We start from the raw sequence: 16,886 nt of genomic DNA, 5'->3' as shown, positions 1-16,886 counted from the left end.
CGCCGCGCGGGCGCGGCAGGCGGATTCCGCGTGCGATCGCGCGCGGCAGTCCGAGCATCGCGCGCCGCCGACTTATAATGGCGGGTCCGCTTTTTTTCACGCCCGTCCGCTGCCGCTCCATGCCCGATCTGCTCGCCAACTTGAACCCTGAACAATATGCCGCCGTCACGCTGCCGAACGAACCGGCGCTGATTCTCGCGGGGGCGGGCAGCGGCAAGACCCGCGTGCTGATCACGCGCATCGCGTGGCTGATCCAGCAGGGCTACGCGTCGCCCGCCACCGTGCTCGCCGTCACCTTCACGAACAAGGCCGCGCGCGAGATGATGGCGCGCCTGTCGGCGATGATGCCGATCGACACGCGCGGGATGTGGATCGGCACGTTCCACGGCCTGTGCAACCGGATGCTGCGCACGCACTGGCGCGACGCGGGGCTGCCGCAAACCTTCCAGATCCTCGACACGGCCGACCAGCTGTCCGCGATCAAGCGGCTGATGAAGGGGCTCAACGTCGACGACGAGAAATTCCCGCCGAAGAACGTCCAGTACTTCATCAACAACGCGAAGGAGCAGGGGCTGCGCCCCGACAAGGTCGACGCGTCCGACAACTTCAACCGCAAGTTCGTCGAGCTGTACCAGGCGTACGACCAGCAGTGCCAGCGCGAGGGCGTCGTCGACTTCCCCGAGCTGCTGCTGCGCTGCTACGAACTGCTCGCGTACAACGCGCCGCTGCGCGCGCACTACCAGGCGCGCTTCCGGCACATCCTCGTCGACGAGTTCCAGGACACCAACAAGCTGCAGTACGCGTGGCTGAAGATGCTCGCGGGCGGCGAGAACGCGATCTTCGCGGTCGGCGACGACGACCAGTCGATCTACGCGTTTCGCGGCGCGAACGTCGGCAACATGCGCGACTTCGAAGACGAATTCCGCGTGCGCAACCTGATCAAGCTCGAGCAGAACTACCGGTCGCACGGCAACATCCTCGACGCCGCGAACCAGCTGATCTCGAACAACGCGCACCGCCTCGGCAAGAACCTGCGCACCGACGCCGGCCACGGCGAGCCGGTGCGCGTGTACGAAGCGAGCACCGATGCGCAGGAAGCGAGCTGGATCGTCGAGGAGATCCGCTCGCTGATCAACACGGGGCTGTCGCGCAGCGAGGTCGCGGTGCTGTACCGGAGCAACGCGCAGTCGCGCGCGATCGAGCACACGTTGATGACGTCGGGCATCCCGTACCGCGTGTACGGCGGCCTGCGCTTCTTCGAGCGGCAGGAAGTGAAGCATGCGCTCGCGTATCTGCGCCTGATCGACAACCCGAACGACGACACCGCGTTCGCGCGCGTCGTGAACTTCCCGACGCGCGGGATCGGCGCGCGCTCGATCGAGCAGCTCGCCGACGCCGCGCGCCTGTACGGCTGCTCGATGGCCGCCGCGATCCCGTACGTGACGGGCAAGGCCGGCACGAGCCTCGGCGCGTTCGCGAACCTGATCGCGAAGATGCGCGCGGAAACGCAGCAGATGAGCCTGCCCGAGACGGTCGAATACGTGGTGCGCGCGAGTGGCCTCGCCGATTTCTACCAGGGCGAGCGCGAAGGGCAGGACCGCCTCGAGAACTTGCAGGAACTCGTGAACGCGGCGACCGCGTTCGTCAGCGAGGAAGGCTACGGGCTCGACACGCCCGCGCGCTCGATTCCGCTGCGCGCGGGCGCGATCGCGGCGCCGGAACTCGGCGCGGCCGGCGACGACGCGTCGGTCGAGGTGCTCGAACCGGCGCCGCTCGACGATCCCGCGCAGAACCCCGACACGATGACGCCGCTCGCCGGCTTCCTGTCGCACGCGTCGCTCGAAGCCGGCGACAACCAGGCGCAGGCCGGGCAGGACGCGGTGCAGCTGATGACCGTGCATGCGGCGAAGGGTCTCGAATTCGCGGCCGTGTTCATCACCGGCCTCGAGGAAGGGCTGTTCCCGCACGAGAACAGCGTGCTCGAATCGGACGGCCTCGAGGAAGAGCGCCGCCTGATGTACGTCGCGATCACGCGCGCGAAGGAGCGGCTCTACCTGTCGTTCGCGCAGAGCCGGATGCTGCACGGCCAGACGCGCTACAACGTGCGTTCGCGCTTTTTCGACGAGCTGCCGGAACACGTGCTGAAGTGGCTGACGCCGAAGGTCGAGGCTGGTTCGCGCTGGGGCGGCCGGTCCGACAACGCGGGCTACGGGCGCGACTGGTTCGCGCGGCCGGGCGGCTCGCGCGAGCAGATCGTCGACGCGGCCGTGTCGGCGCCGCTGCCGGCGTTCGCGGACAAGCAGCGCGCGGCCGGCGCCGGCTTCCGGGTCGGCCAGCAGGTGTTCCACACGAAGTTCGGCGAGGGCACGGTCACCGCGCTCGAAGGCAACGGCGCCGATGCGAAGGCGCAGGTGAAGTTCAAGCGGCACGGCGAGAAGTGGCTCGCGCTGGCGGTCGCGAAACTGCAGGCGGTGGAATGATGAGCATCGACATGGTTTCGACCGTATCCACGCGTCCGCTCGGCGTGCTCGCCGCGCTCCCCGAGGAACTCGGCGACCTGATCGCCGCGATGCGCGCCGACGGTGACATGAAGACCGTCACGCTCGGCCGCCGCGATTATCACGTCGGCACCGTGCATGGCGCGGCCTGCGTCGTCACGCTCGCGCGCGTCGGCAAGGTCGCGGCTGCCGCGACGGTCAGCGCGCTGATCCACGTGTTCGGCGTCGCGGGCGTCGTGTTTACCGGCGTGGCGGGCGGCGTGTCGCGCACGGTGCGCGTCGGCGACGTCGTGGTCGCCGATGCGCTGCTGCAGCACGATCTCGACGCGTCGCCGCTGTTCCCGCGCTACGAGGTGCCGCTGCTCGGCATCACGCGCTTCGCGACCGACGCGGCGCTGACGGCGCGCCTGAAGGCCGCCTGCACGCTGTTCGTCGCGGAAGAAGGCGCGCAGTTCGCCGAGCGTTTCGGGCTGGCCGGCGCGACGCTGCACGGCGGCCTCGTGATCAGCGGCGACCGCTTCGTGTCGAGCGAGCGCGAAGTGGTCGCGCTGCGCGACGCGCTGCCGGACGCGCTCGCGGTCGAGATGGAAGGCGCGGCGATCGCGCAGGTGTGCGCGGAGCACGACGTGCCGTTCGCGCTGGTGCGCACGATCTCCGACACGGCCGACGATCACGCGACGCAGTCGTTCTCGCATTTCCTGTCGGCGATCGCGAGCAGCTATTCGTCCGGCATCCTCAAGCGCTTCCTGACGCTGCATGCGACGACGGCGGCCTGAGGCCGCCGTCGCTTTCCTTCTTCATTCCGTTCGAACGGCCGCGGTGCGTGCAGGCGCGCCGCGCCCGTTTCGTCACGCCTTCGCGCGCCGGCTGCTTTCGAGGTTCGGCAGCAGCACCGTCAGCACGCCGATCAGCGGCAGGAACGAGCACACCTTGTAGACGAACGCGATGCTCGTCGCGTCGGCGAGCTGGCCGAGCACGGCCGCGCCGACGCCGCCGAGGCCGAACGCGAAGCCGAAGAACAGGCCCGCGACCATGCCGACCTTGCCGGGCATCAGCTCGGTCGCGTAGACGAGGATCGCCGCGAACGCCGACGCCAGCACGACGCCGATGATCACGCTCAGCACGCTGGTCCAGAACAGGTTCGCGTACGGCAGCAGCAGCGTGAACGGCGCGACGCCGAGGATCGACACCCAGATCACGTACTTGCGGCCGATCCGGTCGCCGATCGGGCCGCCGATCAGCGTGCCGGCCGCGACAGCCGCGAGGAACACGAACAGATGAATCTGCGCGGCCTGCACCGACAGGTGGAACTTGTCGATCAGGTAGAACGTGAAATAGCTGTTGATGCTCGCGAGGTAGAAGTACTTCGAGAACACCAGCAGCACCAGCACGCTGATCGCGCCGAGCACGCGGGCGCGCGACAGCGTCGGATGCCCGGCCGATGCGGCTTTTTTCTTCATCGACGGATGCTTCTTGTACCAGTGGCCGATCTGCGTGAGCACGACCATCGCGACGAGCGCGGCGGCCGAGAACCACGCGATGCTGTGCTGGCCGTGCGGGATGATCACGAGCGCGGCGAGCAGCGGCCCGAGCGCCGAGCCGGCGTTGCCGCCGACCTGGAACAGCGACTGCGCGAGCCCGTGCTGGCCGCCCGACGCCATCCGTGCGACGCGCGACGATTCCGGATGGAACACCGACGAGCCGCAGCCGACCAGCGCCGCGGCGACCAGCAGCATCGGGAAGTTCTGCGCGGTCGACATCAGCAGCAGCCCGGCGAGCGTGAAGCCCATGCCGACCGGCAGCGAATACGGCTTCGGACGCTTGTCGGTATAGAGGCCGACCAGCGGCTGCAGCAGCGACGCGGTGATCTGGTAGGTGAGCGTGATCAGGCCGATCTGCGCGAACGACAGCGCGAACTGGCTCTTGAGCATCGGATAGATCGCGAGGATCAACGACTGGATCATGTCGTTGAGCATGTGCGAGAAGCTGATCGCGCCGAGCACCGGATAGACGGTGCGGGACGCGGATGGAGCGGACGGCTGCGGGGCGGCGGCGGTGCCGGTCCCCGTGTCGAGGCGGGTTTCCATGTGAGCTGAGCGAGTTGAGGTGGCGGGACGCACTCTGGCGGGGCGGTGCGTTCTGGATCGTTGTTGCGTCAAAGAAGTGTAATGTGGCGCATCGTGAATGTCAGGCCAAGTTTTGTCGCGAATCGGACATCGATGCGGCGGATCGGTCATCGGCCGCGTTCGGGCTGTGTGCCGCGTCTGTTACCGGATGCGTGTTTTTCCGGACTCAAGGATCGCGGCGGACAGCCGTAGAAACGACGCAAAGACGAGCGGGGCGCGAGCCGTGCCGCCGGAGCGCCGGCCGCCGGAACGCCGGACCGCCGGACCGCCGGAACCGACCTTTCCGGCAGTGTGATCAATACGGGGACGAATCGATGAAGGCAGCATCATTGCATCCGCAATCCGGCGCAGCCGCGCCCGTCGCCACCGCGCGCGCCGCACGGCGGGCGCGGCGCGAACGCCGGCCGTGGACCGTCAAGGCGACGCTGCGCGTCGCGTTCGCGGTCCTGCTGGCCGGCACGCTGGCAATCGGCGTGTTCTCGCTGTGGCAGATCAGCCGGCTGAATGCGTCGATCGCGTCGGTCTACGAGCAGGGGCACGTCGCGAGCCGCGCGGCCGAGGAAGTGCGCGCCGAGGTGCTGCGCGCGAGCCGTGCGCAAAAGATGCTGTTGACCGCCAGCACCGCGAAGGAGCGCGACGAACTGGGCGCCGAAGTCGATGCGGGGCTGGCGTCGATCGGCCGCGCGCTCGGCACGCTGCAGCACACTGCGGATCCGGCGGACGCCGGCGATTCGGCGCGGCTGCGCGCGTTCTCGGCGGCGGTCGACACGTGGAGCGGGCATCTGCGGGATTTCGTCGCGCTGGTGCGCGCGCAGCCGCTCGACCTGTCGCAGATGAACTGGCAGGTCGGCACGCAGGACGTGTCGCTGCTGGTCGAGACCGGCAAGCTCGAGAAGCAGGTCGCCGATCTCGTCGCGACGCGCGGCGCGAAGTCGAAGGCGACGCTCGATGCGTCCGCGACGATATTCGCGTCGTCGTTCGCGATGATCGCGGCGATGACGGCCGCGCTGATCGTGCTCGCGATCGCAATTGCCGAGCGGGTCGTGCGCCGGCTGACCGCGCAGCTCGGCGGCGAGCCGGCCTATGCGAAGGCGATCGCCGCGGACATCGCGCGCGGCGACCTCACGCGGCCGATCGTGCTCGGCCGGCACGACCGCGACAGCATGGTGCGCGCGCTGGCCGACATGCAGACGGGGCTCGCGGCGACCGTCGGCGAGATTGCCGTGAGCGCCGATGCGATCGCGTCGGCGTCCGGCGAGATCTCGACCGGCAACCTCGACCTGTCGCAGCGCACCGCGCAGCAGGCCGCCGCCCTCGAACGCACGGCCGCCAGCATGGAGCAGCTTACGTCGACGGTGCGGCAGAACGCCGAACACGCGCGGCAGGCGAGCACGCTGGCGGCCGATGCGTCGGCCGTCGCGGAAGCGGGCGGCGCGGTCGTCGGGCGCATGGTCGCGACCATGAGCGAGATCGACGACGGCGCGAAGAGCATCCGCGACATCATCGGCACGATCGAGGGGATTGCGTTCCAGACCAACATCCTCGCGTTGAACGCGGCGGTCGAGGCCGCGCGCGCCGGCGAGCAGGGGCGCGGCTTCGCGGTGGTGGCGGGCGAAGTGCGCTCGCTCGCGCAGCGCGCGGCGACGGCCGCGAAGGAAATCCGCGCGCTGATCGGCGCGTCGGTCGAGCGTGTCGCCGACGGCGCGGCGCTCGCGCACGATGCCGGCCGCACGATGGGCGACGTCGTGCGCGCGGTCAAGCGCGTGACCGACATCATCAGCGAAATTTCGTCGGCGTCGGACGAGCAGAGCGCCGGGATCGACGAAATCGGCCGCGCGGTCACGCAGATGGACGCCGGCACGCAGCAGAACGCGGCGCTCGTCGAACAGGCGGCCGCCGCGGCGCGCGCGCTCGACGAGCAGGCGCAGGCGCTCAAGGCGCTGGTCGGGCGCTTCCGCGTCGCGGGCTGAGCGCCGCCAGGGGGCTGCGCGCGCGGTGCCCGGCCCGCGACTCCGGCATGCGGCGGCGCGCGTGTCGATCGGTGACAAAACCGGCAGTCGCCGGCGCCGCAATCCCCTACAATGCGCGTAACTCTATTGAGGGCCAGAACCAACCGGACGTGCATCGCCGCGATGCCGCCGGCGCGTCGGCTCGCGCATAACAATGACAATCACGATTTACCTGATGGGATACCTCTGGATGCTCGCGTTCGCCGCGATCGGCATGCGGACGCGCATGAGCGCATGGCGCTGGCTTTCGGCAGGCATCGCGCCGGCTGCGGCGTTCGCGGTGCTGCGCGGCCGGACGGGAACCGACACCGCGGTCTACCAGGAGATCGTCGCCGGCATCTGGAGCGGCAACCTGAAGGTCGTGCCGCGCACGCTCGAGCCGGGCTTCGTGTGGCTCGTGCGGGCGCTCGAATGGGTCGGGCACGATCCGCGCATCGCGACCGCGCTGCTGTCGCTGCTGGTCGTCGTCGCCTGCGTGGCCGCGTTCGGCCGGCGCGACGACGATGCCTGCGTGTTCGCGACGCTGATCTTTCCGCTGTTTTTCTACGACATGGCGATGAGCGGCCTGCGCTACGGCATCGCGTTCTGCGTCGCGAAGCTCGCGTCGGATGCCTGGGCGCGCCGCCGATACGGCGCGGCGGCCGCACTTGCGGCGGCCGGCACGAGCATGCACGTGTCGGCTGCGCTGCTGGTCGTGCTGCTGCAGGTCGGCCGCATGCGGATGCTGCGCTACGCGGCGCTCGCGGTCGCGATCGGCGGCGTGTTGTTCGCGATGCATCACGCGGCGCTGCTCGCGAAGCTCGGCGTCTATGCGGCCTTCACGCCGCCCGCGCAGATGTCGGGCAGCGCGCCGCTGGTGCTTGCGCTGCTGCTGGTGGTGGCCGGCTGGGGGCTGCTCGGCCGCATGCCGCGCACGCTCGTGTTCCTGTTCGTCTGCGAGATCGCGAGCTTCGCGCTCGCGCGGATCAGCTATGCGGGCCTGCGTTTCCAGTGGCTCGTGCTGTTCGCGGCGGCCTGCCGGTTCGTGCCGCTGCTGCGCGTGCCGGAGGTGCGGCGTACGCCGGCGATCGTCGTGCTGCTCGTGATCGGCGCGATCGGCTTCGCGATGCGCGTGCGCAACATGCTCGGCGAAGCGGGGCTGGGGCCGTCGCCGTTCCTGCCGTTCCGGTTCTTCTGGGAATGAAGCGGCCGGGCGGGGCGCTGCGCGGCCGCCCGCACGTCACGACTTCTTCTGCCGGTCCGGGTCGATGATGACGGTACAGGTCGTGCCTGCCGACAGCACCACGTCGGCAGGCACCTCGTCGATCTTGATGCGCACCGGTACGCGCTGCGCGAGGCGCACCCAGTTGAAGGTCGGGTTCACGTCGGCGACGAGGTCGCGGCTTTGCGGATTGTCGCGATCGTAGATGCCGCGCGAGATGCTCTCGACATGGCCCTTCATCACGCCGCCGCTCATCAGCCGCATCTCGGCCGGCGCGCCGATCTTCACGCGCGGCAGCTTGGTTTCCTCGAAGTAGCCGTACACCCAGAACGAATGGCTGTCGACGATTGCGAGTTTCGCCTGGCCGGCCACCGCGTAGTTGCCCTTGAAGGTCTGCAGGTTCGTGATGTAGCCGTCGACCGGCGCGACCACGCGCGTGCGTTCGAGGTTCAGCTTCGCGGCGTCGAGCGCGGCGAGCGCCTGCTGGTATTGCGCGTCGGCGCTCGACGCGCTGTGCGCGGCGTTCTCGCGGTTTTCCTTCGACACGACGAGCGCGTCGAGGTCCGCGCGGCGCGCCGCGTCGTCGCGGCGCATCTGCAGTTCCGCGCGGCGGGCGGCGACCGCCGCCTGCGCCTGCTCGACCGCGATCTGGTAGTGCGACGGGTCGATCTGCATGATCAGGTCGCCTTTCTTGACGAGCTGGTTGTCATGCACCGGCAGCTCGACGATCGCACCCGACACGTCCGGCGCGACGTTGACGATCTCGGCGCGCACGCGTCCGTCGCGCGTCCACGGATCGTCCATGTAGTGCACCCACAGCGAGCGCCCGATCAGGATCGCGACGAGAAGAATGACGGCGGTCGCGACGAAGCCGAAGAGTTTTCTGAGCATCATGATGGTTGTGGTTCAACGATAGACGGCGAGACTGAGTCCGCCGCAAATGCAGACGAGAAGGCAGGCCCGGAACAGCGACGGGTGCCAGACGAGACGGTAGAGGCCCGTGTAGGCGAGCAGGCGGTCGACGACCCACGTCGCCAGCGCGCCGACGACGAACATCAGCACCACCGTGGGCATGTAGGCATCGAGAATGGCGATTTCACGCGGCATCATGACAAGGTTCCTTGGGTGCGGTTGCGATTGAGCGGCTCGAGCGGCGATTCCGGATCGAGCAGCGCCGTGCGCACGAAATGCAGGTGGCTCAGGATCCGCTGCAGCCGGTGGCGGTCTTCGCGCGACGACGCGAACGCGTCGGGCATCGGCCGCGTCGCGTCGATCGCGGCGTTCACCGCGGCGAGCGTCGTGGCGAAGCGTGCCGCGTCGGGCTTCGCGAACAGCGCGGACAGTGCGGTGCGCATCGTCTCGATCGCGCGCCGCCACGGCATCGTCGGCGCATAGCGCGGGTCGGCCGGCAGCGTCGACAGCTCCTGGCGCAGGTCGATCGCCGCGTTGCCGGCTTCGAGCACTGCGAACATCCAGCGCAGCGCGTCGCGCTGCACGTCGGGCTGGTCGGCCGACAGCGTGTGCGCCTGATACATCAGGTCGCGCGCGCCGCTCTCGAAGCGCGTGCGCAGGCCCGCGAGCCGCGCATGGCAGGCGGCGACCGCCTGGTGGCGCAGGTCGGCGAACAGGCGCTTCTTCAGCCACGGTGCGGTCGGCGGGAACATGACCGCGAACGCGATCGCCGAGACCAGCATCGACAGCACGAGCGCGAGCGCATCGTTCATGAAGCTCGACGGATCGTAGTGCGTGATGCTGTCCGGGCCGGCGAGGAAGCAGAAGAAGATCAGGTAGCCCATCCCGTAGCCGGCGAGCTTCGGCTTCATCGTCATGTAGATGCCGATCGCGAGCAGCGGTGCGAGCGCCACGCACAGCAGCACGAAGCCGTCGATCCGCGGGTAGATGCCGAACATCAGCAGCATGCCGGTGCACACGGCGAGCGCGGTGCCCATGCCCATTTGCGCGGACATCGCGGTCGGGCGCGGCGTCGACGACGCGAGCGCGCAGGTCGCCGCCGCGGTCAGCACCAGCGTGACGCCGTTCGGCCACGCGGTCTCGATCCAGAACCAGCCGAGCAGCAGGATCACCGTCGCGGTGCGGATGCCGGCGATCACCGCGGCCGTCAGGTTGGTGCGCGGCTCGTAGTGTTCGATCCAGCGTTCGCGCTCGTGCGTCTCGCTCGCGAGCGACGCGTAGGTCGCCGCATATTCGTGCAGGTCGGTGATGAAGCGGTACAGCAGCTCGGCGGCCGTATCGAAGTCGAGCAGCGGGAAATCGGGCTGCGCTTCGCACTCGGCGCGCGTGGCGCGGATGCGGCGCGGCAGCGCGTCGCGCCACGCGAGCAGCTGCTCGGCTGCGTGCGCCGCGTCGGTCGAGCTGCGCACCGGTTCGCCGTTGCGCGTGAGCAGCGGCGCGATTTCGCGGAAATACGGCTCGATCGCGTCGATCGCGGCCTGCGCGCCGGCCGCGCGCAGCCGATTCATCAACTGGTGCAGCGCATGGAAGCGGCTCGATGCGCTCATGAACTCGCTGTTCAGCCGCGCCAGGCGGCCGCCGCGCATGCGCGTGCCGGGGTCCTCGAACACGGCCATGCTGCGCGCGGCCTCGAAGCCGACCACGTCGGCGACGAAGCGCGTATGGATGGTCTCGATGTGCGCGCGGTCGAGCTGCCCCGACAGCGCCGCGGCGACGTAGTCGACGAAGCTGCCGAAGCGCTTGCGCACCGTGGTGCGCATCTGCTCGCCGGTGTATTGCGGAAATACCAGCGCGCTGACGACGCCGGCCGACACGATCCCGACGATCACCTCGGACACGCGCGTCATCGCGCTCATGAACGCACCGTCCGGATGCTGCGACGCGGGCAGGCCGATCAGCGCGGTCGTATAGCCGGCGAGCAGGAAGCCGTAGCTGCGGAAATTGCGGTTGCGCGCGGCGCCGGCCGTGCACAGCGCGATCCACAGCGCGATCGCCAGCAGGAACAGCTGCGGCTGCTGCGGGAACAGCGACACGAACGTGAGCGTCGCGATCAGCCCGAAGATCGTGCCGGCGACGCGGTAGAAGCTTTTCGCGAGCACCGCGCCGCTTTGCGGCTGCATCACGATGAACACCGTGGTCATCGCGGTCTTGGGCGCCGGCAGGTCGAGTCGCATCGACACGCCGAGCGAGATGAACGCGGCGAGCAGCGCCTTGGCGAGATAGAGCCACGCGACGCCGTCGGTGCGGGCCCAGTCGCTGAAGGCCGCGTAGCGGGCCGACAGCGTGCCGCCGGCGGGCGGGGAGGCGGTGGAGGAGGATGACATGACGGAGTCTCCGCGTTACCGTGCGGCCTGCGTGGCGGGCTTGCCGGCCGCGGGCCGGTTGCCGCCGGCTGCGGGTTGCGTGCCGGGCACGGCGCGCGCATCCGCGGCAGCGCTCGATGTCGCGGCGGCCGATGCCGCGGCGGCCGGTGCCGCGGCGGCGTCCGACGCATGACCGCCCGGCGCGTCCTCGCCCGTCTCGACACCGCCGCCGAGCGCGGCCATCAGCTGCGCATGCGCGGCGAGGCGTTCCGCGTCGATGCGGGCTGCCGTCTCCTGCGCGCGCAGCAGCTGCTGCTGCGCGACCAGCACGTTCACATAGTCGGTCAGGCCGCGCCGGAAGCCTTCGCGCGACAACTGGTAGCTGCGGTCGTTGGCGGCCACCGAGCGCGCGGCGTCCTTCTTCTGCGTATCGAGCGAGCGGATCCGCACGACCTGGTCGGCGATGTCCTTCAGCGCGCCGACGATCGTCTGGTTGTAGCGCTCGACAGCCTGGTCGTAGCCGGCATTGGCCGCGCCGAGCTGCGCGCGCAGGCGGCCGCCTTCGAAGATCGGCAGCGACAGCGCGGGGCCGGCCGTCCAGCCGCCGTTCATCGCGCGCAGGAAGTCGGTAAACGGCGCGGTCACGCCGAAGCCGCCGACCGTCGCGAGCAGGTCGATGTCCGGATAGAACGCCGCTTTCGCGACATCGATGCCGCGCGCCTGTGCCTGGACCGTCCAGCGCGCCGCGACGACGTCGGGGCGGCGGCCGAGCAGGTCGGCCGGCATGGCCGACGGCAGGCCGGCCGGCGCGTCGAGCGACAGGCTCGGCCGCTTGATCGCGTCGCCCGCGCCGGGGCCCTTGCCTGCGAGCGCGGCGAGCTGGTGGCGGGCGAGCTGGATCGCTTCCTCGTACGAATCGATCTGGCGCTCGTAGTCGGGCAGCGTCGATTCCGCCTGGCTCACTTCGAGCTGGGTGCCGATGCCGGCCTGCAGCCGCTTGCGCGCGAGGTCGGCCAGCGCGCGCTGGCGCTCGAAGGTTTCATGCGCGAGATCGAGCAGCGCATAGTTCATCGACATGCCGACGTACGCGCGCACCACGTTCACTTCGAGTTCGAGCTTCGCCGCGCGCGCATCGGCCGCCGTCGCATGCGCGGTGTCGAGCGCGCGTTCGGTCGCGTTCTTGTCCTTGCCCCACAGGTCGAGGTGATACGACAGGCCGAGCGTGCCCGTGTTGTTCCAGGTGTCGGTGTCGGCGAGCGGGCCCGGGCCGTAGTAGACGTTGTCCGGCCAGTGCTGGCGCATCAGCGACAGGTTGCCGTTGATCTGCGGCAGTTCGGCCGAGCGTGCGACCCGCGCCATCGCCTGCGCTTCGCGTACGCGGGCCTGCGCGGCCGCGAGCGTCGGGTTGCCGGCTTGCGCCGCGGCGATCCAGGCGTCGAGCTGCGGATCGCGATACGCGCGCCACCAGTCCGACGCGGGCCAGCCCGCGTCGCGGTCGGCCGCGCGGATGGCGGCGCCCGCATCGAGCGTGTTCGCTTGGATCTGCGCCGACTGCGGCTTGTTGTCGCCCATGCTCGCGCATCCGGCCATTATTAATGAGACTGCAAGAACCGCCAGTGCCAGCGTCCCTTTTGTTGCCGGAGACCGCACGATTTTCTCCCTTTCGGATATAGATGAGTCGGATGCGATTATATTTTTCGGCAATTCCTGAATAAACTGACAACGGTGCAAGTCATTTTTACGAATCCCGAGACAATATTGGTTAGCCTGTGTGCAACAATCCGTCCGGATTCAAACGGGAAATGGGATGGATACGTTACAAAACATGCGCGTATTCGTACGCGTGGTCGACGCGGGGAGCTTCACCGCGGCCGCTCAGCAGATGAGGTCGACGACTGCCTATGCGTCGCGCGCCGTCTCGGATCTCGAAGCGCACCTGCGCACGCGCCTGCTGAACCGCACGACGCGCCGGATTGCGCTGACCGAAGCCGGCGAGCGCTACCTGCAGCGCTGCGAGCAGATCCTCGCGTACGTCGACCAGGCCGAAGCCGAGGCGGGCGACGCGCACGCGCGCCCGTCGGGCAAGCTGAAGGTCCATTGCTTCACGAGCCTCGGCCAGCACTATCTGGTGCCGGCCGTCGCGCGCTATCGCGAGCGCTATCCGGACGTGCATGTCGAGCTGACGCTCGCGCAGCGGCTGCCCGACCTGCTCGACGAGGGCTATGACGTCGCGATCGTGGTCGGCCGCGACCTGCCCGATTCGGGGCTCGTGTCGCAGCGGCTCGGCGAAAGCTACAGCGTCGTATGCGCGGCGCCGTCCTATATCGAGCAGCACGGCGTGCCGCAGCGGCCGGCCGATCTCGCGCAGCACATCTGTCTCGGGATGGTCACGCCGGGCTTCCAGTACGACGAATGGATACTGGCGGGGCCGAACGGCGACGAGGTGGTGCCGATCGAGGCGCCGCCGTTTCGCGTGAACGTCGCCGAGGCGCTCGCGGTGGCGGTGCGGGAGGGGATGGGGCTGGCCGGGCTGCCGCTCTATTCGGCGATCGGCTGGCTGCGCAGCGGGCATATCGTGCGCGTGATGCCCGAGTACCGCTCGCACGTGATGAACATCTACGCGCTGTACGCGTCGCGCCAGTATCTCGACGCGAAAATCCGGACCTGGGTCGATTTCCTGCGCGACGAGCTGCCGGCGACGCTGGAGGCCGACGAGGCCGCGCTCGAACAGTACACGCGTGCGACATGACAGCGCGATCGACCGCAATCTGACGAGATTTGTCCTTCACGCAACATTTCTTTACGTTCGTGCGCCGAACAGTTTGATACTGTCTGAATCATCGAGATCTGCCCCACCCGGAGTTGCAATGGATACGCCCCTGATGATCGGCCTTGGAGTTCTGTTCGGCGTGGTCGCCGCCGCCGCGACGCGCGACCTGCTGCGCGCGATGAAGGCGCGCATCCAGCCGGTGCCGGTCCGGGTTCGCGCCGGTTCCGGCGCACCGCGCCGCAACGATCGCTGATCGGGCGTCGCCCGCTTTTTTGCAGCGAAGCAGCCGGCCGCGCACCGCGGCCGGACACGCCGGCGCTCAGCCGAGCGCGACGACCTTGTCCCACGCGAATGCGGGATTTTCTCGTTCGCCGGTGCGCCGGTGAATATAGCCGCGCGGGTTGCATACCACGCGCGTGCCGCCGTCCGCGACGTAATCGAATGACGTATGGGTGTGCCCGTGCACCCACAGGTCGACGGGCGGCCGGACGAGTTCAGTCAGATCGTTGACGAATCCTGCCGACACCGGATCCAGCGCATAGCGCTCCGCCAGCGAGCGCCGGTGCGGCGCATGGTGCGTGACGACGATCGTGCGGCCCGCGAACGGCGTCGCCAGCTGCGTTTCCAGCCACGCGCGCGCACGCCGGTACAGCGCGATCGCGTCGGCCGGCGTGAAATCGCGCTCCGGCGCGCCGGGCGCCGCATGCAGCGCCGCGTCGCGCGGCCACGTCACCTGGATCAATCCCTTGAAATCGAGCATCACGCGCGAGCCGGCGTCGATCGCGTGCGCGACGCTCGCGTCGTCGGCGCCGAACAGCGTGAAATCGGTCCACAGCGTCGTGCCGAGCACGCGAAAGCGCCGCGCGGGATCGACATACGCGCCGTTGTTCAGGTAATGCACGTTGTCGAGCGCGTGCGCCGCGTCGCGCATCGCCGTCTCGAGCGCGCCGAACTCGCCGTCGTAATACTCGTGGTTGCCCGGCACATAGACGACCGGCACGTTCGGGTCGAACGTCTCGGCGGCCCAGCGCAGGCCCTCCGCATGATTGTGGATGTCGCCGGCCAGCACGACGAGATCGGCGTCGGCATGCGCGATCACCTCGGGCTGGTTGCCTTCCAGATGCAGGTCGGACAGCACGCGGACTTTCACGGGCGTCGCTCCGGAGTGAATGGCGTCAGTGCAGGACCTTGCCGGGGTTCATCAGCCCGCGCGGGTCGAGCGCGGTCTTCAGCGTGCGCATCAGCGCCGTTTCGACCGGCGACTTGTAGCGCTGCGCATCGTCGATCTTCAGCTGACCGATCCCGTGCTCCGCGCTGATCGTGCCGTGGTGGCGGTGCACGTTGTCGTAGACGATGCGGTTGATCGGCGCCTGGTATTCGGCGAGGAACGCCTTCGGGTCGCCGCCTTCCGGCGTCTGCACGTTGTAGTGCAGGTTGCCGTCGCCGAGATGGCCGAACGTGACCATGCGCGCGCCGGGCGCCGCCTGCTGGATCGCCGCGTCGGTCTCGTCGATGAAGCGCGCGATCGACGAGATCGGCACCGCGATGTCGTGCTTGATGTTGAGCCCTTCGTCGGCCTGCGCGAGCGGGATGTGCTCGCGCAGATCCCAGAACGCGCGCGACTGCGCAAGATTCTCCGCGACCACCGCGTCGACCACGAGGCCCGCGTCGAACGCTTCCTCCATCAGTTTTTCGAACAGCGCGCGCGCGTGCGTTTCGCTTTCGTTGTCGGACAGTTCGAGCAGCACCGTCTGCGCATGCGTGTGCGCAAACGGGTAGCGCAGCTGCGGATAATGCTTGCCGACGAGCTGCATGCAGAAGTCGGACATCAGTTCGAAGCCGGTCAGCAGCGGGCCGGCCGCGCGCTGCGCGAGCGACAGGAAGTCGAGCGCCGCGTGCGGCGATTCGAGCGCGGCCAGCGCGGTGACCTGCGCGGCCGGCAGCGGATGCAGCTTCATCACCGCGGCGGTGATGATGCCGAGCGTGCCTTCCGCGCCGATGAACAGGTCGCGCAGGTCGTAGCCGGTGTTGTCCTTGCGCAGCCCGCGCAGGCCGTCCCAGATCTCGCCCTGCGGCGTCACGACCTCTAGCCCGAGGCACAGCTCGCGCGCGTTGCCGTAGCGCAGCACCGCGGTGCCGCCCGCATTGGTCGACAGGTTGCCGCCGATCGTGCAGCTGCCTTCGGCGGCGAGGCTCAGCGCGAACAGCCGGTTGCCTTCGCGGGCGCGCGCCTGCACGTCGGCGAGGATCACGCCGGCCTCGACGGTGATCGTGTTGTTGTGCGGATCGAGCGCGCGCACGCGGTTCAGGCGCGCGAGGCTCAGCACGGCCTGGCCGCCGCTCGCGTCGGGCGTCGCGCCGCCGGCGAGCCCCGTGTTGCCGCCTTGCGGGACCAGCGCGACGCCATGCGTGTTCGCGAGCCGCACGAGCGCGGCGACTTCGGCGGTGTTCGCGGGCCTCAGCACCGCGCAGGCGGCGCCCTTGTAGCGGCGGCGCCAGTCGGTCAGGAACGGTTCGGTATCGTGCGGATCGGTCAGCACATGGTCGGCGCCGATCGCGTCGCGGCAGGCGGAAACGAAGGCTTCGGAAGAAATCATCACGTTCGGTCGCGTAAGGGTCAGGGCGCGGCGCGTTGCTGTTTCGCCGCGCGTTTGAACGGCGCGACGTACGCAAGCGCCGCCGCGAAGAAGCCGACGGCGAGCGCGGTCTCGCACCAGCCGAGCGTCGCGGACAAGCCGCGGTCGGACATGCCGCGCACGATGCCTTCGGCGAAATAGACGAGGATCAGCATGCTCGCCCATTGCATCGTATAGATGTTACGCCGCCACACGCCGGGCAGCGCAAGCGCGAGCGGCACGGCCTTCAGCATCAGCGCGGAGCCGCCCGGGCGCAGCGGCGCGAGCCACAGCTCCCACGCGAGCGACAGCGCGATCAGCGCGACGAGGCACGCGGCGGCGGCCTGCGCGTGGCGCGGCCGGGCCGCGACAGCGGGGCGGGCGGGCGCGTT

At 69.3% G+C, this 16,886-nt stretch carries 14 protein-coding genes; 6 read left to right on the top strand and 8 right to left on the bottom strand.

What is annotated here, in order from left to right; all coding sequences use genetic code 11:
• The first annotated feature begins 119 nt into the window (after positions 1 to 119).
• Complete coding sequence (locus BST28156_RS27025) at positions 120 to 2,480, top strand: UvrD-helicase domain-containing protein (protein WP_174903813.1); 2,361 nt, start codon at positions 120 to 122, stop codon at positions 2,478 to 2,480.
• On the top strand, positions 2,477 to 3,274 hold the full coding sequence (locus BST28156_RS27020; RefSeq protein WP_060242131.1) for a 5'-methylthioadenosine/adenosylhomocysteine nucleosidase: 798 nt from the start codon (positions 2,477 to 2,479) through the stop codon (positions 3,272 to 3,274). Before BST28156_RS27025 ends, BST28156_RS27020 begins: the two co-directional genes overlap by 4 nt.
• A gap of 72 nt (positions 3,275 to 3,346) precedes the next feature.
• Here the strand turns inward: BST28156_RS27020 and BST28156_RS27015 are convergent, their stop codons facing one another.
• On the bottom strand, positions 3,347 to 4,585 hold the full coding sequence (locus BST28156_RS27015) for an MFS transporter (protein WP_060242134.1): 1,239 nt from the start codon (positions 4,583 to 4,585) through the stop codon (positions 3,347 to 3,349).
• Positions 4,586 to 4,938: 353 nt separating this feature from the next.
• On the opposite strand from BST28156_RS27015, the gene BST28156_RS27010 reads away from it, so the two are divergent.
• Together BST28156_RS27010 and BST28156_RS27005 are read left to right on the top strand one after the other, a co-directional pair.
• Positions 4,939 to 6,594: a methyl-accepting chemotaxis protein gene (locus BST28156_RS27010; RefSeq protein ID WP_174903812.1), complete on the top strand. Its 1,656-nt coding sequence runs from the start codon at positions 4,939 to 4,941 to the stop codon at positions 6,592 to 6,594.
• A gap of 193 nt (positions 6,595 to 6,787) precedes the next feature.
• Positions 6,788 to 7,816 carry an EpsG family protein gene (locus tag BST28156_RS27005; protein ID WP_174903811.1) on the top strand — a complete coding sequence of 343 codons (1,029 nt, stop codon included), beginning with the start codon at positions 6,788 to 6,790 and terminating at the stop codon, positions 7,814 to 7,816.
• A 36-nt stretch (positions 7,817 to 7,852) separates the two neighbouring features.
• Here BST28156_RS27005 and BST28156_RS27000 read toward each other — a convergent pair whose 3' ends face one another.
• The 4 genes from BST28156_RS27000 to BST28156_RS26985 are packed head-to-tail and all read right to left on the bottom strand — an operon-like array spanning position 7,853 to position 12,759.
• Positions 7,853 to 8,728 (bottom strand): efflux RND transporter periplasmic adaptor subunit, encoded by an 876-nt coding sequence (locus BST28156_RS27000; RefSeq protein ID WP_174903810.1) that lies wholly within the window; start codon positions 8,726 to 8,728, stop codon positions 7,853 to 7,855.
• A 12-nt stretch (positions 8,729 to 8,740) separates the two neighbouring features.
• Positions 8,741 to 8,944: a DUF1656 domain-containing protein gene (locus BST28156_RS26995; protein WP_009691123.1), complete on the bottom strand. Its 204-nt coding sequence runs from the start codon at positions 8,942 to 8,944 to the stop codon at positions 8,741 to 8,743.
• Positions 8,941 to 11,130, bottom strand: a complete 2,190-nt coding sequence (locus BST28156_RS26990; RefSeq protein ID WP_174903809.1) for an FUSC family protein — start codon at positions 11,128 to 11,130, stop codon at positions 8,941 to 8,943. The genes BST28156_RS26995 and BST28156_RS26990 overlap by 4 nt, the downstream gene beginning before the upstream one ends.
• Before the next feature lie 15 nt (positions 11,131 to 11,145).
• On the bottom strand, positions 11,146 to 12,759 hold the full coding sequence (locus tag BST28156_RS26985; protein WP_174903808.1) for an efflux transporter outer membrane subunit: 1,614 nt from the start codon (positions 12,757 to 12,759) through the stop codon (positions 11,146 to 11,148).
• A gap of 157 nt (positions 12,760 to 12,916) precedes the next feature.
• On the opposite strand from BST28156_RS26985, the gene BST28156_RS26980 reads away from it, so the two are divergent.
• Together BST28156_RS26980 and BST28156_RS26975 are read left to right on the top strand one after the other, a co-directional pair.
• The gene (locus tag BST28156_RS26980; RefSeq protein WP_174903807.1) at positions 12,917 to 13,858 is read left to right on the top strand and encodes a LysR family transcriptional regulator; all 942 of its coding nucleotides are present in this window, start codon (positions 12,917 to 12,919) and stop codon (positions 13,856 to 13,858) included.
• Positions 13,859 to 13,976: 118 nt separating this feature from the next.
• Complete coding sequence (locus BST28156_RS26975) at positions 13,977 to 14,132, top strand: hypothetical protein (RefSeq protein WP_174903806.1); 156 nt, start codon at positions 13,977 to 13,979, stop codon at positions 14,130 to 14,132.
• Between the two features lie 66 nt (positions 14,133 to 14,198).
• Here BST28156_RS26975 and BST28156_RS26970 read toward each other — a convergent pair whose 3' ends face one another.
• The 3 genes from BST28156_RS26970 to BST28156_RS26960 form a co-directional block, all read right to left on the bottom strand.
• On the bottom strand, positions 14,199 to 15,029 hold the full coding sequence (locus BST28156_RS26970) for a metallophosphoesterase (protein WP_174903805.1): 831 nt from the start codon (positions 15,027 to 15,029) through the stop codon (positions 14,199 to 14,201).
• Between the two features lie 25 nt (positions 15,030 to 15,054).
• Positions 15,055 to 16,476: an FAD-binding oxidoreductase gene (locus BST28156_RS26965; protein WP_060242152.1), complete on the bottom strand. Its 1,422-nt coding sequence runs from the start codon at positions 16,474 to 16,476 to the stop codon at positions 15,055 to 15,057.
• 20 nt (positions 16,477 to 16,496) lie between these two features.
• Positions 16,497 to 16,886 (bottom strand): DUF2069 domain-containing protein (locus BST28156_RS26960; RefSeq protein WP_174903804.1); only part of this gene is annotated, 390 nt, incomplete at its 5' end.

The sequence above is a fragment of the Burkholderia pseudomultivorans genome (assembly GCF_902499075.1).
In the GTDB taxonomy this organism is placed as follows: domain Bacteria; phylum Pseudomonadota; class Gammaproteobacteria; order Burkholderiales; family Burkholderiaceae; genus Burkholderia; species Burkholderia pseudomultivorans.
This window is presented reverse-complemented; position numbering and strand designations above follow the sequence as displayed.

Coding starts and splice junctions, on each gene's coding strand:
- BST28156_RS27025 (WP_174903813.1), top strand. CDS start 120: ATGCCCGATCTGCTCGCCAACTTGAACCCTGAACAATATGCCGCCGTC.
- BST28156_RS26975 (WP_174903806.1), top strand. CDS start 13,977: ATGGATACGCCCCTGATGATCGGCCTTGGAGTTCTGTTCGGCGTGGTC.
- BST28156_RS27005 (WP_174903811.1), top strand. CDS start 6,788: ATGACAATCACGATTTACCTGATGGGATACCTCTGGATGCTCGCGTTC.
- BST28156_RS26980 (WP_174903807.1), top strand. CDS start 12,917: ATGGATACGTTACAAAACATGCGCGTATTCGTACGCGTGGTCGACGCG.
- BST28156_RS26990 (WP_174903809.1), bottom strand. CDS start 11,130: ATGTCATCCTCCTCCACCGCCTCCCCGCCCGCCGGCGGCACGCTGTCG.
- BST28156_RS27000 (WP_174903810.1), bottom strand. CDS start 8,728: ATGATGCTCAGAAAACTCTTCGGCTTCGTCGCGACCGCCGTCATTCTT.
- BST28156_RS26965 (WP_060242152.1), bottom strand. CDS start 16,476: ATGATTTCTTCCGAAGCCTTCGTTTCCGCCTGCCGCGACGCGATCGGC.
- BST28156_RS26995 (WP_009691123.1), bottom strand. CDS start 8,944: ATGATGCCGCGTGAAATCGCCATTCTCGATGCCTACATGCCCACGGTG.
- BST28156_RS27010 (WP_174903812.1), top strand. CDS start 4,939: ATGAAGGCAGCATCATTGCATCCGCAATCCGGCGCAGCCGCGCCCGTC.
- BST28156_RS27020 (WP_060242131.1), top strand. CDS start 2,477: ATGATGAGCATCGACATGGTTTCGACCGTATCCACGCGTCCGCTCGGC.
- BST28156_RS27015 (WP_060242134.1), bottom strand. CDS start 4,585: ATGGAAACCCGCCTCGACACGGGGACCGGCACCGCCGCCGCCCCGCAG.